The organism is bacterium, from assembly GCA_040753555.1.
Lineage (GTDB): Bacteria > UBA9089 > UBA9088 > UBA9088 > UBA9088 > JBFLYE01.
Genome location: JBFMDZ010000069.1, coordinates 1 through 11,120, shown reverse-complemented (window position 1 = coordinate 11,120; position 11,120 = coordinate 1). Strand labels below are relative to the sequence as shown.

General features: G+C 36.0%; 18 protein-coding genes, 1 tRNA gene and 1 pseudogene. 11 read left to right on the top strand and 9 right to left on the bottom strand.

Features of this window, described 5'->3' with window-relative positions; genetic code table 11:
- Positions 1-109: 109 nt before the first annotated feature.
- From AB1630_06960 to AB1630_06940, 5 genes are all read left to right on the top strand, one after another.
- Positions 110-535 carry a HEPN domain-containing protein gene (locus tag AB1630_06960; GenBank protein MEW6103536.1) on the top strand — a complete coding sequence of 142 codons (426 nt, stop codon included), beginning with the start codon at positions 110-112 and terminating at the stop codon, positions 533-535.
- On the top strand, positions 510-1,613 hold the full coding sequence (gene aroC, locus AB1630_06955; GenBank protein ID MEW6103535.1) for a chorismate synthase: 1,104 nt from the start codon (positions 510-512) through the stop codon (positions 1,611-1,613). The genes AB1630_06960 and aroC overlap by 26 nt, the downstream gene beginning before the upstream one ends.
- A complete protein-coding gene (locus tag AB1630_06950; GenBank protein ID MEW6103534.1) occupies positions 1,603-2,082 on the top strand; it encodes a YaaR family protein in 480 nt (159 codons plus the stop codon). Before aroC ends, AB1630_06950 begins: the two co-directional genes overlap by 11 nt.
- Positions 2,083-2,088: 6 nt before the next feature.
- Positions 2,089-3,237: a cofactor-independent phosphoglycerate mutase gene (locus AB1630_06945; protein MEW6103533.1), complete on the top strand. Its 1,149-nt coding sequence runs from the start codon at positions 2,089-2,091 to the stop codon at positions 3,235-3,237.
- 136 nt (positions 3,238-3,373) lie between these two features.
- Positions 3,374-3,559 carry a hypothetical protein gene (locus AB1630_06940; GenBank protein ID MEW6103532.1) on the top strand — a complete coding sequence of 62 codons (186 nt, stop codon included), beginning with the start codon at positions 3,374-3,376 and terminating at the stop codon, positions 3,557-3,559.
- Positions 3,560-3,628: 69 nt separating this feature from the next.
- Here the strand turns inward: AB1630_06940 and rplK are convergent, their stop codons facing one another.
- The 6 genes from rplK to AB1630_06910 all read right to left on the bottom strand — a co-directional run bounded on the left by rplK (position 3,629) and on the right by AB1630_06910 (position 5,967).
- Positions 3,629-4,051: a 50S ribosomal protein L11 gene (gene rplK, locus AB1630_06935; protein ID MEW6103531.1), complete on the bottom strand. Its 423-nt coding sequence runs from the start codon at positions 4,049-4,051 to the stop codon at positions 3,629-3,631.
- A 3-nt stretch (positions 4,052-4,054) separates the two neighbouring features.
- Positions 4,055-4,582: a transcription termination/antitermination protein NusG gene (gene nusG, locus AB1630_06930; GenBank protein MEW6103530.1), complete on the bottom strand. Its 528-nt coding sequence runs from the start codon at positions 4,580-4,582 to the stop codon at positions 4,055-4,057.
- A 9-nt stretch (positions 4,583-4,591) separates the two neighbouring features.
- Positions 4,592-4,819, bottom strand: a complete 228-nt coding sequence (secE, locus tag AB1630_06925) for a preprotein translocase subunit SecE (protein ID MEW6103529.1) — start codon at positions 4,817-4,819, stop codon at positions 4,592-4,594.
- A 190-nt stretch (positions 4,820-5,009) separates the two neighbouring features.
- A tRNA-Trp gene (locus AB1630_06920) sits at positions 5,010-5,083 on the bottom strand.
- The gene (rpmG, locus tag AB1630_06915) at positions 5,082-5,243 is read right to left on the bottom strand and encodes a 50S ribosomal protein L33 (GenBank protein MEW6103528.1); all 162 of its coding nucleotides are present in this window, start codon (positions 5,241-5,243) and stop codon (positions 5,082-5,084) included. Before rpmG ends, AB1630_06920 begins: the two co-directional genes overlap by 2 nt.
- A 43-nt stretch (positions 5,244-5,286) precedes the next feature.
- A complete protein-coding gene (locus tag AB1630_06910) occupies positions 5,287-5,967 on the bottom strand; it encodes a 7-carboxy-7-deazaguanine synthase QueE (protein MEW6103527.1) in 681 nt (226 codons plus the stop codon).
- A 767-nt stretch (positions 5,968-6,734) separates the two neighbouring features.
- Here AB1630_06910 and AB1630_06905 point away from each other — a divergent pair.
- The 5 genes and pseudogenes from AB1630_06905 (at position 6,735) to AB1630_06885 (ending at position 9,172) form a co-directional block, all read left to right on the top strand.
- Positions 6,735-7,004: a DUF4258 domain-containing protein gene (locus AB1630_06905; protein MEW6103526.1), complete on the top strand. Its 270-nt coding sequence runs from the start codon at positions 6,735-6,737 to the stop codon at positions 7,002-7,004.
- Positions 7,005-7,015: 11 nt separating this feature from the next.
- On the top strand, positions 7,016-7,261 hold the full coding sequence (locus AB1630_06900) for a DUF2283 domain-containing protein (protein MEW6103525.1): 246 nt from the start codon (positions 7,016-7,018) through the stop codon (positions 7,259-7,261).
- A gap of 209 nt (positions 7,262-7,470) precedes the next feature.
- Positions 7,471-7,692, top strand: a complete 222-nt coding sequence (locus tag AB1630_06895; protein ID MEW6103524.1) for a DUF3160 domain-containing protein — start codon at positions 7,471-7,473, stop codon at positions 7,690-7,692.
- Positions 7,693-7,701: 9 nt separating this feature from the next.
- Positions 7,702-8,655 (top strand): annotated as a pseudogene (locus AB1630_06890) (CapA family protein).
- 334 nt (positions 8,656-8,989) lie between these two features.
- Positions 8,990-9,172 carry a hypothetical protein gene (locus tag AB1630_06885; GenBank protein MEW6103523.1) on the top strand — a complete coding sequence of 61 codons (183 nt, stop codon included), beginning with the start codon at positions 8,990-8,992 and terminating at the stop codon, positions 9,170-9,172.
- Positions 9,173-9,268: 96 nt separating this feature from the next.
- Here AB1630_06885 and AB1630_06880 read toward each other — a convergent pair whose 3' ends face one another.
- Positions 9,269-9,451, bottom strand: coding sequence for a hypothetical protein (locus tag AB1630_06880; protein ID MEW6103522.1), 183 nt, complete (start codon positions 9,449-9,451; stop codon positions 9,269-9,271).
- Positions 9,444-9,920: a type II toxin-antitoxin system VapC family toxin gene (locus AB1630_06875; protein ID MEW6103521.1), complete on the bottom strand. Its 477-nt coding sequence runs from the start codon at positions 9,918-9,920 to the stop codon at positions 9,444-9,446. The genes AB1630_06880 and AB1630_06875 overlap by 8 nt, the downstream gene beginning before the upstream one ends.
- 315 nt (positions 9,921-10,235) lie before the next feature.
- Here AB1630_06875 and AB1630_06870 point away from each other — a divergent pair, with 315 nt between their 5' ends.
- Entirely contained in the window at positions 10,236-10,481 is a 246-nt protein-coding gene (locus AB1630_06870) for a hypothetical protein (GenBank protein MEW6103520.1), read from the top strand.
- A 66-nt stretch (positions 10,482-10,547) separates the two neighbouring features.
- Here the strand turns inward: AB1630_06870 and AB1630_06865 are convergent, their stop codons facing one another.
- Positions 10,548-10,958 (bottom strand): hypothetical protein, encoded by a 411-nt coding sequence (locus tag AB1630_06865; protein MEW6103519.1) that lies wholly within the window; start codon positions 10,956-10,958, stop codon positions 10,548-10,550.
- Positions 10,959-11,120: the final 162 nt, after the last annotated feature.

Here is an 11,120-nt window from a genome sequence, read left to right as displayed (position 1 = left end):
ATATGCCCTGTCCTCGTATAGAGGAAGCATTGCTGAAGAGCCACGTTGCGGAAATCCACAAGCACGGTTCTGTGAGGGGCATAAAATAACATATAGGAGGTTATAGAAAATGTCTACTCGACAAAAAGAAGAAATAAAAAGAGAGGCGATGAAGGATATAACAGAGCTCTCACAAGAATATCTGGAGGGAGCAAAAGAGGTTTTAGAGAAAAAAAGGATACGTCTGGCAATAGATGCGGCATACAACTCTGCTGAGCTAGCAACAAAGGCACTCATCCTTTTAAAACAAGATGACCTACCAGGAAGTTATGGCGGTGTAGTCACTTTGTTTGGTCGTCTATATATAAAAACAAACGAAGTAGCACTAGAGATAGGTCATAAGTTAAATATTGCTTTAAGGATAAGAAACGAGGCAAGGTATAAACCAAATGCATTATTAACTAAGGAGAATGCACAAGAGGTTATAGGCTTAGCTGAAGATTTAATAAAGTTCATCTTAAGAAAAATAAATGCTACGATTTTTAACAGCAGGTGAATCTCACGGTCCATCTTTAACTGTAATCCTTGAAGGCCTTCCAGCAGGGCTTTTTATAGACAAGGAAAAGATAAATTGCCAATTAGCAAGAAGGCAGATGGGCTATGGAAGGGGAGGAAGGATGAAGATTGAAAAAGATGAAATAGAGATTACAGGAGGGGTAAGAAAGGGGTATACACTAGGAAGTCCATTATGTATGAATATAAAAAATAGGGATTGGGAGAATTGGAGGGAAAAATGGGATAAAGTAGAACCAATTCTTTCTCCAAGGCCAGGCCATGCTGACCTTGCTGGAGCAATAAAATATGGACATTCTGATATAAGGAATGTCTTGGAAAGGGCATCTGCAAGGGAAACAGCAGCAAGGTGTGCGGTTGGTTGCGTTTGTAAGGGCTTTCTTTCTAATTTTGGTATTGATGTTTTAGGATATGTTGTTTCAATTGGAAAGATAAGGACAAAGAGGTCTCCTAAAACATATGCTGAAATAAATGGTTCACCTTTATTCTGTGCAGATTCCATAAAAGAAAAGCTAATGATAAAAGAAATAGACAAAGCATCAGAAGATGGCGATACACTTGGTGGAATATTTGAGGTAAGGGCAACGAATGTTCCTGTTGGCTTGGGTTCTTATGTCCATTGGGATAAAAGGCTTGATTCCCTTCTTGCCTTTGCATTGATGAGCATTCCTGGAATAAAGGGCGTTGAAATTGGCCTTGGTTTTGAAGCGGCAAAGAGGTTTGGAAAAGAAACACACGATGAGATATTTTACAAAAATAAATTCTATAGAAAGACAAACAATGCAGGTGGAATTGAGGGCGGAGTAAGCAATGGAGAGCCAATTATTGTCCGATGTGCTATGAAACCCATTCCAACCCTAAAGAAGCCCCTTTTATCAGTAAATATAGAGACAAAGGAACAAACAAAAGCTGTTGTTGAAAGGGCTGATGTCTGTGCTGTCCCAGCCGCATCTTTTATTGGAGAGGCAATGACAGCATTTATCATTGCAAATGCCTTCCTTGAAAGATATGGGAGGGATAATATGAAGCAGATAGAAAAAAGGTATAAAGATGAAGGTTGAAGAGGCACATACAAGGTTTAAGGAATTTGAGGAGGCAATGGGTGTAGGAAGGGGAAAAAGGACAAAAAAGGCACAAATAGTAAAGGAAAAGGAGGAAAAACAACATCCATTTGCTGAAAAAATCAGGGAAGAAACCCTGAAGGCATTAAAGGAGGAGCTTTCAGGCCTTATCTTAAAAATAGAGGAGAAGGGAAAGGTTCTTCTAAATAGCCCAACTTATGAAAACCTTATAAATTATAAGGAGCTTGTTGCAACATTTGTCCAATATGCTGTGCAAAATATCTGGCAGCTTGAAGAAAAGAAAAGTGGAAGGTTTGCTAAAACACAAAAGGTTCATCTTATTTTAAAAAGGATAGACGAAAACCTCCTTCTTTTAACAGATGAGGTTTTAAAAAAGGAAAGGGATGTCTTAAGGCTTGCCAGCACAATAGATGAAATACAGGGTCTTCTTATTGACCTATTTTCATAATTCGCAATGAAATATCTTATCATTGTTCCTGATGGAATGGCTGATTATCCAATAGAAGGAAAGACGGCCCTTGAAATGGCATATACCCCAAATATGGATAGGTTAGCAAAAGAAGGAATAATTGGGACAACAAGAACCATTCCAGAAGATATGCCAGCTGGCTCTGATGTTGCTTGCCTTTCTTTATTAGGATATGACCCAAGGGTTTATTATAAGGGAAGGGCACCTTTAGAAGCAGCAAGTATGGGTGTTTTTTTAAAAGAAGATGAGGTTGCTTTTAGGTGCAATCTTGTTACAGTAAAGAATGGAATAATGAAGGATTTTAGTGCAGGCCATATAAAAACAGACGAGGCATCTGAAATTATAAGGCTTGTAGATAAAGAATTGGGGAGGGAGGAAATAAAATTTTATCCAGGGGTAAGTTATAGACACCTTCTTGTTCTTTCCTCTTTCCTAATCCCTAATCCCTTTAACATTACCTGTACACCGCCACATAATATTACAGGAGAAGATTATCTATTACATTTTCCTTCTGGTAGCGAAGCTCCAATCCTTACAGGCCTTATGGAGGCATCAAGGGATATTTTAAGGGGAAGGGAATATGGAAATATGATATGGCTCTGGGGTGGTGGTATTAAGATGGACATTCCAAAGATAACAGAAAAATTTAACATCAAGGGTTCTGTTATCTCTGCTGTTGACCTTGTTAAGGGGCTAGGTATATTGGCAGGATTAAAACCAATAGATGTTCCTGGAGCAACAGGCTATTTTGATACAAATTATTTGAATAAAGCAAAATATGGACTTTCTGCATTAGAAGATAATGACCTTGTCTTTATCCACATAGAAGCACCAGATGAAGCAGGACACAATAAGGATTTAGAGCAAAAGATAAAGGCAATTGAGGAGATTGATGAGAAGATATTGGGATTTATCCTTTCTAATTTAGCTAGTGATGTAAGAATTCTTTTAATATCAGACCATCTTACACCTATATCCCTTGGAACACATACATCAGATCCAACACCATTTGTTATATGGGAAAAAGGAAAATTGGAAAAGGGAAAAGGAAATTGCTTTAATGAAAAAGAGGCAAAGAATGGTATTTTCCTTGCCCAAGGAACAGAGTTAATTAAAATGCTTTTTAGTGCTTAACTTAAGCTTTGACAGCAAAACTTAAGATAAAAGCAAAAAATATTATATAAAATGTACGTGTTTAGCTCAAATTTTAAATCTAAAGCACGAACTAAAAATGTCCAATTTCCAAATCCAAATGTCCAATAAATGTCCAATGATTCAATGTCCAATATACCCCTTGTGGGGTAATGTCCAATTTCCAAATCCAAATGTCCAATCAATATGGAATTTGTCATTGGGATTTGGACATTGGGATTTTGTTTGTCATTGGTCATTGGGATTTGGGATTTTGTTTGTCATTGGGATTTGGTCATTGGAATTTGTTTGTCATTGGGGATGAGGATTTATTTACTTTGTACCTAAATATAGGACATCTAAACACATACTATAAAATCAAAATACCTATCTTCTATTCTATCTCTATCCCCATACTTCGTGCTGTTCCAATTACCTGCTTTGTTGCACCTTCCATGCTTGTTGCATTAAGGTCAGCCATCTTTTTTTTTGCTATTTCTTCGATCTTTTCCCTCGTAATTTTTCCTACCTTCTTTCTATTTGGATTATCAGAGCCTTTTTCCAAGCCTATTGCTTTTTTTAGTAGCACAGAAGCAGGTGGCGTTTTTAGGTCAAATGTGAATTTTTTATTCTCAAGGACAGAAATAATAACGGGAATAATCAATCCCTCTTCCATGTTCCCTGTCTTCTCATTAAAGGCTTTGCAGAATTCCATAATGTTTATTCCAGCCTGACCTAATGCAGGACCTATTGGAGGGGCTGGATTTGCCTTTCCTGCTGGTATCTGAAGCTTTATTTTCTTTACTACCTTTGCCATTTTTTATAACCTCTCTACTTGGTAAAATTCTAGCTCAAGAGGGGTTTGTCTTCCTAAAATATTTACCATTATATGAAGACGCTCCCTCTTTAGATCAACATCCCTTATAACACCCATAAAATTCGCAAATGGTCCATCTATAACCCTTACACTCTCTTGTGGTTTAAAGATAACCTTTGGCTGAACTGTGGCTGTTCCCTCTTCTATCTTTCTAAAGATTGCATCTACCTCTTCTTTTTTTAAGGCTACAGGCTTTGCTTTTGTTCCAACAAAGCCAAATACACCGGGTGTATACCTTACAATATGCCAAATATTGTCATCCAGGTCCATCTCAAGAAAGATATAGCCTGGAAACACCTTCCTTGTTGTTATCTTTTTCTTTCCACCCCTTATCTCTGAAACCTCTTCTGTTGGAATAATTATCTTAGAAACCCTTTCTTCCCCTCCTAATGCTTTAAGCCTATTTACGATATTGGTTCTTGTAGCATTCTCTTGTCCAGAGTATGTATGGATAGCATACCATTCGCTCATTTCATCACCTCACTTTATTAAAAACATCATTATATTTAATGAGATATAATCAACAATTCCTAAATATAAACTAAAGATAACAACCGAAATTAAAACAGCAATTGTTGAGCCTATTATTGCCTTTTTTCCTGGCCAGGAAACCTTTCCTGTTTTGGGGTTTGTTTCTATCCAGACCTCTTTCAAGAAAGCCCTTCCTCTTTCATACCAAAATTTTGTTCGCTCTTTTATTGGATACATAAAAACTCAAAACTTAAAATTCAAAACTAAAAACTACTTCCGGCCCGGCAGGACTTGTGAACTTCGGATTTTCTAGGGCTATTCTGTCGCTTTGCTCCTTCATAGCCTAACAAAATCTCTTCTTGGTCCTTTACTCCAATTCCTGTTTTCTCCTTAAATTTTAATTTATCCTTAACCTTTATATTCTACCCAGGCCCGGCAGGACTTGAACCCGCAACCCCCGGTTTTGGAGACCGGTGCTCTAGCCAGTTGAGCCACGAGCCTATTTTGTCTCTTTATGTAGGGTGTGAACCCTACAAATTCTACAATATTTTTTAAGTTCAAGCTTCTGTGTTTGCGTTTTTTTATTCTTCATTGTAGAATAATTCCTTTCCTTACAATTAGAACACGCCAATGATATAACCTGCCTTCCCTTTTTCTTCACAATAAAATTTTACCTTAAAAACTGCTACCCTGTCAATATCTTTTCACCTTATCCCTAATATTTTATGAATTTGAGGGATTATTCTAACATCAGAAAGCCTTTCTAATGCCATCTTTTGAAAAGAAAAAAGCCTGTCAAAGGCTACATTTCCATCTGGCTGGATAACAAGAGGGATTTTAAAGTCTGTATCTTTTATTATTCCTATCCCCTCCAAAAAATCATCTTTGCTTGTCTCGTTGGTAATAACCATCTTTACAAAGCCATTACTTATCTTTTTAAGAAATTTTTTATGCTCTTTCCAAAGGGGCTTTTCTTTTGTTGACGATGGAAGTTTTATATCCATAGAAACAAGGTCAATTAGCCCCTTTATTTTTTCAAATTCATCCGGAAGAGAGCCATTTGTATCAAGATAGACAAAATATTCCTTAAAATAAAGAAATTCCTTTATAAAATCTGCTTGTAAAAGGGGTTCTCCACCTGTAAGGCTAATGGAATGAAAGGGTGCTTTTTTTCTAATTATATTGTGAAGAAGGGAAGGAGATATTGGGTTTTTTATTTTTTCATCAAATACAACGCATTCTTTTGCTTTATTTTGTGCATATTTTGTATCACAAAAATCACACCTTAAATTGCATCCAGAAAATCTAATAAAAATTTGCCTTTTCCCCAGCAAAAGCCCTTCTCCTTGAATTGAAAGGAAAACCTCATTTATATTTGCATTCATAATGATGAAAGTAAGAAGTAAATATTTCGTAACTATTCAGCATATCATAACAAGTCAGTGATTAGTGGTTAGTTTTTAATAATGGCGCTAATCATTTTTCTTATTTCTATAATTTTAACATTTAACCCATGCAAATCACCATCAGTTATATATTCGTATTTACTCACCTTTTTAAGTTAAGATCTAAACTTTGGCAAAAAATGACTTCATTGCTCCTAAACTATTTCGCTAACTCTAACTCCTTTAGAATATACTCTGTGTTGTTTGGAAGTTTTGGCCATTCAGGGTGTCCATTTAATGAGCGAAACTATTCCGATGGTTAAATAGCCTTTGGCAGGGTTCACCTATTTATAAGTAGCTGACCTTCAAGTCCTAACTTTGCAATATTCCGCACGCACCAACTTTAAGTTTACAGCCGATATAAAGACCAAGCTACCCTTGACTTTGTTTTTAGATAGCTTTGAAATATTGAAATTAGAAATACGGTTAAGCGTTGATATGAAAATACTCTCGGTAAAAAAGGGGACAGGTTCATTTTTTTAAACCTAGATTGACCTTCTAAAGCAGGAAATAGAGCAACTTAAGAGAAGGTAGGAGGTAGGGAGCCTTGACCCTTCACCTTGACCCTTCACCCTTGACCATTCACCCTTGAGCCTTCATCCGTAAGCAAATTTATCCTTGATTTATGCTTTAATTTATTGTATCATTTGTAATGAAAAGAATATGGTTAAAACAATCCCTGCAATTTATAGGATTGACCCATTATTATGGGTATGACCCAACCCCATTTTATTGATATACATCCTCATGCTAAAGAACGACTTAAAGAACGAGGGGCAACTGAAGAAGAGATAATAAAGACCATTGAGGAGGGAGAAAGGTTTCGGGCAAAATTTGGACGAATAGGGTTTAGACGAAATTTTGCTTGTGAAAGTATATGGAGAGGTAAGAAGTATAAAACAAAACAGATAGAGCTATATGCAGTTAAAGAAGATGAGAATTTCATTGTAATTACAGTTTTGGTAAAATATTTTTAGGAGGTGAATCTATGGAAATAACCTATGATCAAAGATACAATATTGGATATATAAGATTTAAAGAAAAAACTAGGGGGATTGAAACTATACAGATAAGCGATGAATTAAATATTGACATCTCTCCCGATGGAAAGGTTTATGGTATTGAACTACTGAATGCAAACGAGCAGCTTAAGATTATGGAAAAAAAAGAATTTGCTTTTACCAACGAATCTACGGGTAAGACTGTGCAATTTCCTATTAGTGTAACACATTAGCCACAAACGATAAGGTATTTTTAGAGATTTCTGAAATCTCTGTTTATAAGCCAGAGGATGTCTATACTGAAACAAAATTGGTTTTTAAGTAATCATTTAAAAATCCTAAATGGTTTCACTTTTGCTTCGCATTCCAAAATCCTTCGTGCTTGTGGATTTAGAATTTCTTTTTTTTCTTTCATACACATAGAATTCTTGAAATTCAATTGATGTTGAGTATAGATGGTTATCTGAAACTGACCCGAGGAGCGGTTTTTTCCTATTATGAGTTTATTCATCCTGCTAGTGATAGGCTAACCGATGAGAAATGGCAAAAAATGCTGAAACAAGGCAAAGCACCTCCTTTACCAGACTGGATAAAAGAATATTTATTAAATAGGCCTGCTCATAATGTTCCAAGACCAAGATACATATATAGTTCTGGGTCTTAATTTTTGCTAATGTTAATCATTTTATCCTGTCTTCTGTTTTTATTTTATCCAGAACATTACGCATCAGGAGAGGAAGTAAATTTTTGTGCTGTAGGAGATATATTGCTTGATAGGGGCGTAAGGGTAATAATTGAGAAAAAAGGTGTGAATTACCCATTTGAGAATACTGCTTACTTTATCAAATCGCATGATTTAGCCTTTTGTAATTTAGAATGCCCAATATCAGAAAGGGGCGACCCTTTGGGTAAAATTTATACCTTCAGGGCAGAGCCGCAGTTTGTTGAGGGATTAAAAAAATCTGGGTTTAATATAATTTGTCTGGCGAACAACCATACACTTGATTATGGAAGGAATGCTTTTGTAGATACAAAGGAAATCTTGGAACGAAATGGTTTTTACACAACAGGAGCTGGTAAAGACCAGAAAGAAGCATCAAGGGCAACGATAATAGAGAAAAAAGGGATGACTTTTGCATTTTTAGCCTGTGTAACTATGCCTCTTGAAGGGATAGCATATTCTGAAGATCTACCAGGGCCTAATCAGACGGATATTGACGGTATGATAGAAGAGATAAAAAGTATCAGGAAAACGGTTGACTTTATTATTGTATCCTTTCATTAGGGGGCTGAATTTGCACCATTTCCATCAGATGAACAAAAGGAGTATGCCCACAGAGTCATTGATAACGGTGCAGATTTGGTAATAGGTCATCATCCCCATGTAATCCAGGGTGTAGAAAAATATAAGGGGAAGTTTATCATTTATAGTTTAGGTAACTTTGTCTTTGACCAAAGAAGGCTTGATGGGAGGGAAAGTTTTATATTTACCTGTATCTTTGCTGATAAAAGAATCGTTTCCTCTCGTATTATTCCCATCCTTATAGAAAATTGCCAACCCCGTTTTGCCAAAGGTAAAGATTATAGGCGAATAATGAATAGGCTGAAAGCCATTTCTAATAGGTGATTACTCACAATTTTTATTGCAAAGGGATAAAAATTTTGATAGAATAAGATATGTTACACCCAAAATCAATTTGTTTCAGTATAACAATGATGATTTTGTTAATAAGGGGGGTAGATTATGCCAAGTTTAGCTACTTCTTGTAGATATATTACTGATGAAAAGGGCAAGGCTAGAGAAATTATCCTTCCACTTAAGGTATGAAAGGATGTAACTGAAGAATTAGATAGCTTAAGGGAAAAGCAAAAAATTCTGTTTGGTCTTAAGCAAGCCTGTCAGGAAGTAAAGATGCAAAGAAAAGGGAAATTAGGAGAAGAAACCCTTGAGAACTTTTTGAATGAGCTATAAGGCAATCCCCACAGAATATTTTAAGCAACAAGTTCGCATTCTTCACAAAAGCTATCCCCATATCAAAACTGACCTTTTGGAACTCTTAAGGATTTTAAAAGAGAATCCAAAGACAGGAATTGCTCTTGGTAAGGGAATTTACAAAATACGGCTAAAGAGTTCAGATCCATAGTTTTGACTTTTGAATAAGGTTTTGTCTTCTTACTTTTCCTTAACCTTGTGTCTGCTGAAAAGTAAGGAGGGGGCGGTAAAGTTTAAAACCCAAACCCTATTTTTCAACATCAGCTTTTCTGGGGATGGTTTCCTTTACTTTAAAAGTAATCCTTTTTTTTAAATCTTCCAAACCTTTATTAAAAAATGATATACGCTCAGTCCGTGTCATATTTCTGGTTTTTTCATATACATCTTCTTTCCACTTCCATACCTCTATTAGTTTCTTTTCCTCACTCATCACCAATCACCTCCATAGGAGTTATCATTTCTAACTCCTTAAGATACCCCTGCATAATATTTACAGCATGCACCTTCTCTTTTTTATTAAGGTTAGCCAGATGTCGGTAATTCCAGCTAACCAATGCATCCATCTCATTAACTGTAGCAATTGCGATATGCAAGGCATCATCTCTTTTCTTTTCAGAGATAACACCTTCTGCAATATAAATATCCGCAAGCTCATCAATCTCATCATTAATCTCTAACATTATTGGTATATATTCTTTCATTAAGGCTACTAATTCTGATACGGTCTTTTCATCAGCATCTTCAATTTCTCTAACCACTACACCAGAAGAATATATCTGATACTTTCCTGACTTTAGATTTTCAAAAAATTGCTTTGTTATTTCCATTTTCTCTGGTACATCATCAGCATAGTAAAAATTCCAAACCGATGTATCAAGATATAATCTTAATTTTCTCATTCTAATTCCTTGTGCACTGTAGATAATTGATAAGGATGTCGCTATCATCCAATAATGTAATCTTTAGACTTATTGAACCAATATCAATGCCAGGTTTCATATATAAATGTTATACAATCTAACCCTTATTTGGCAAGAGGTTTATTTGAAAGTTGCCTCCTGGTGTTTTTTAAGCTAAATCTGGATTTATAACGAATGAAACGAATGACAGAAAGCGAATGGAGTAATTCGTTTATCCAAAGAATTTCTTACAGGAACTAAACACATACAGCAAAATAGACAAGGCAAAAGAAAGGGTGCTAGAGCTTTGACAATATGAATGCTGTTAAGGACAAAAAGGGGGAATCGCAAGAGGTATTACAGAAGATTCAAGAGGAATCAGAGAAACAGGCATTGCCTGAGCAGAAGCAGGTTTTTTTGGTTTCCGAGAAGATTCGCAGGCGAGTGCATAATCTACCCTCCCCTACTCGGCCACCCCTTGGTTATGATGGGCATAAGGCATTTGATCGGATCTTTCCTTATATCCGCATTTTAAACTCATTCTATTTTATCCTCTGCTAATCCGTGTTAATCAGTGGCTGAATAGTCACTAAGTGGGGAAATCAATAATTTCCCTTTTATCCGCTGTTAGGCAACTTTTGCTCTTTTTCTAAAGTGCCACCAAGAATAGACTCCAATCAATAGGCTAACTCCTCCAAATATAGTAAAATCAATCCATATCCGTGGATGAATTTTAGCCCACATAATGAGTTCAAGAATGTAGAAACCATCAAAGAGGACAAATCCTATTATTCCAGCAAGGGCTAAGCTGTACTTTTTTCTAATAATACCAAAGGCTGAAATAACATAGAGAATCCCAACCATAAAGGTAATGATGACTTTGGCATTAACCATCAAAGCACTTGCTGTAGGAGCTATGTCATCGTGCATTTTTATCGCTGCTTCTTGGTTTCCCAAGGCATAGATATTGCTGATGAACAACAAGCCGTTCAATACCATAACTATTAGAATGATTATCCTTCCTATTTTAGACAACATTTATTTTTCACCTCCTATGGGCAATTTTAGCCCATCTTTCAGTAGACAAAAAGCTTTCTTTCATCTCTTTCCACATTGTAACAAGTATATCATAAGGCAGGGTAAAAGTCGTCAATTCTTTAGGTAATCTCGGCCTTGCAGAAATATCGTGAAGTCCCCAAA

Bases quoted from the DNA above. Each gene is read 5' to 3' on its own strand.
- AB1630_06900 (MEW6103525.1), top strand. From the start codon at position 7,016: ATGGAAATAACCTATGATCAAAGATACAATATTGGATATATAAGATTT.
- secE (MEW6103529.1), bottom strand. From the start codon at position 4,819: ATGTATCCAATAAAAGAGCGAACAAAATTTTGGTATGAAAGAGGAAGG.
- AB1630_06880 (MEW6103522.1), bottom strand. From the start codon at position 9,451: ATGAGTGAGGAAAAGAAACTAATAGAGGTATGGAAGTGGAAAGAAGAT.
- rplK (MEW6103531.1), bottom strand. From the start codon at position 4,051: ATGGCAAAGGTAGTAAAGAAAATAAAGCTTCAGATACCAGCAGGAAAG.
- AB1630_06905 (MEW6103526.1), top strand. From the start codon at position 6,735: ATGGGTATGACCCAACCCCATTTTATTGATATACATCCTCATGCTAAA.
- AB1630_06950 (MEW6103534.1), top strand. From the start codon at position 1,603: ATGAAGGTTGAAGAGGCACATACAAGGTTTAAGGAATTTGAGGAGGCA.
- AB1630_06885 (MEW6103523.1), top strand. From the start codon at position 8,990: ATGAGCTATAAGGCAATCCCCACAGAATATTTTAAGCAACAAGTTCGC.
- AB1630_06895 (MEW6103524.1), top strand. From the start codon at position 7,471: ATGTTGAGTATAGATGGTTATCTGAAACTGACCCGAGGAGCGGTTTTT.
- AB1630_06865 (MEW6103519.1), bottom strand. From the start codon at position 10,958: ATGTTGTCTAAAATAGGAAGGATAATCATTCTAATAGTTATGGTATTG.
- AB1630_06910 (MEW6103527.1), bottom strand. From the start codon at position 5,967: ATGAATGCAAATATAAATGAGGTTTTCCTTTCAATTCAAGGAGAAGGG.
- AB1630_06960 (MEW6103536.1), top strand. From the start codon at position 110: ATGTCTACTCGACAAAAAGAAGAAATAAAAAGAGAGGCGATGAAGGAT.
- AB1630_06875 (MEW6103521.1), bottom strand. From the start codon at position 9,920: ATGAGAAAATTAAGATTATATCTTGATACATCGGTTTGGAATTTTTAC.
- AB1630_06940 (MEW6103532.1), top strand. From the start codon at position 3,374: ATGATTCAATGTCCAATATACCCCTTGTGGGGTAATGTCCAATTTCCA.
- AB1630_06945 (MEW6103533.1), top strand. From the start codon at position 2,089: ATGAAATATCTTATCATTGTTCCTGATGGAATGGCTGATTATCCAATA.
- aroC (MEW6103535.1), top strand. From the start codon at position 510: ATGCTACGATTTTTAACAGCAGGTGAATCTCACGGTCCATCTTTAACT.
- nusG (MEW6103530.1), bottom strand. From the start codon at position 4,582: ATGAGCGAATGGTATGCTATCCATACATACTCTGGACAAGAGAATGCT.
- AB1630_06870 (MEW6103520.1), top strand. From the start codon at position 10,236: ATGAATGCTGTTAAGGACAAAAAGGGGGAATCGCAAGAGGTATTACAG.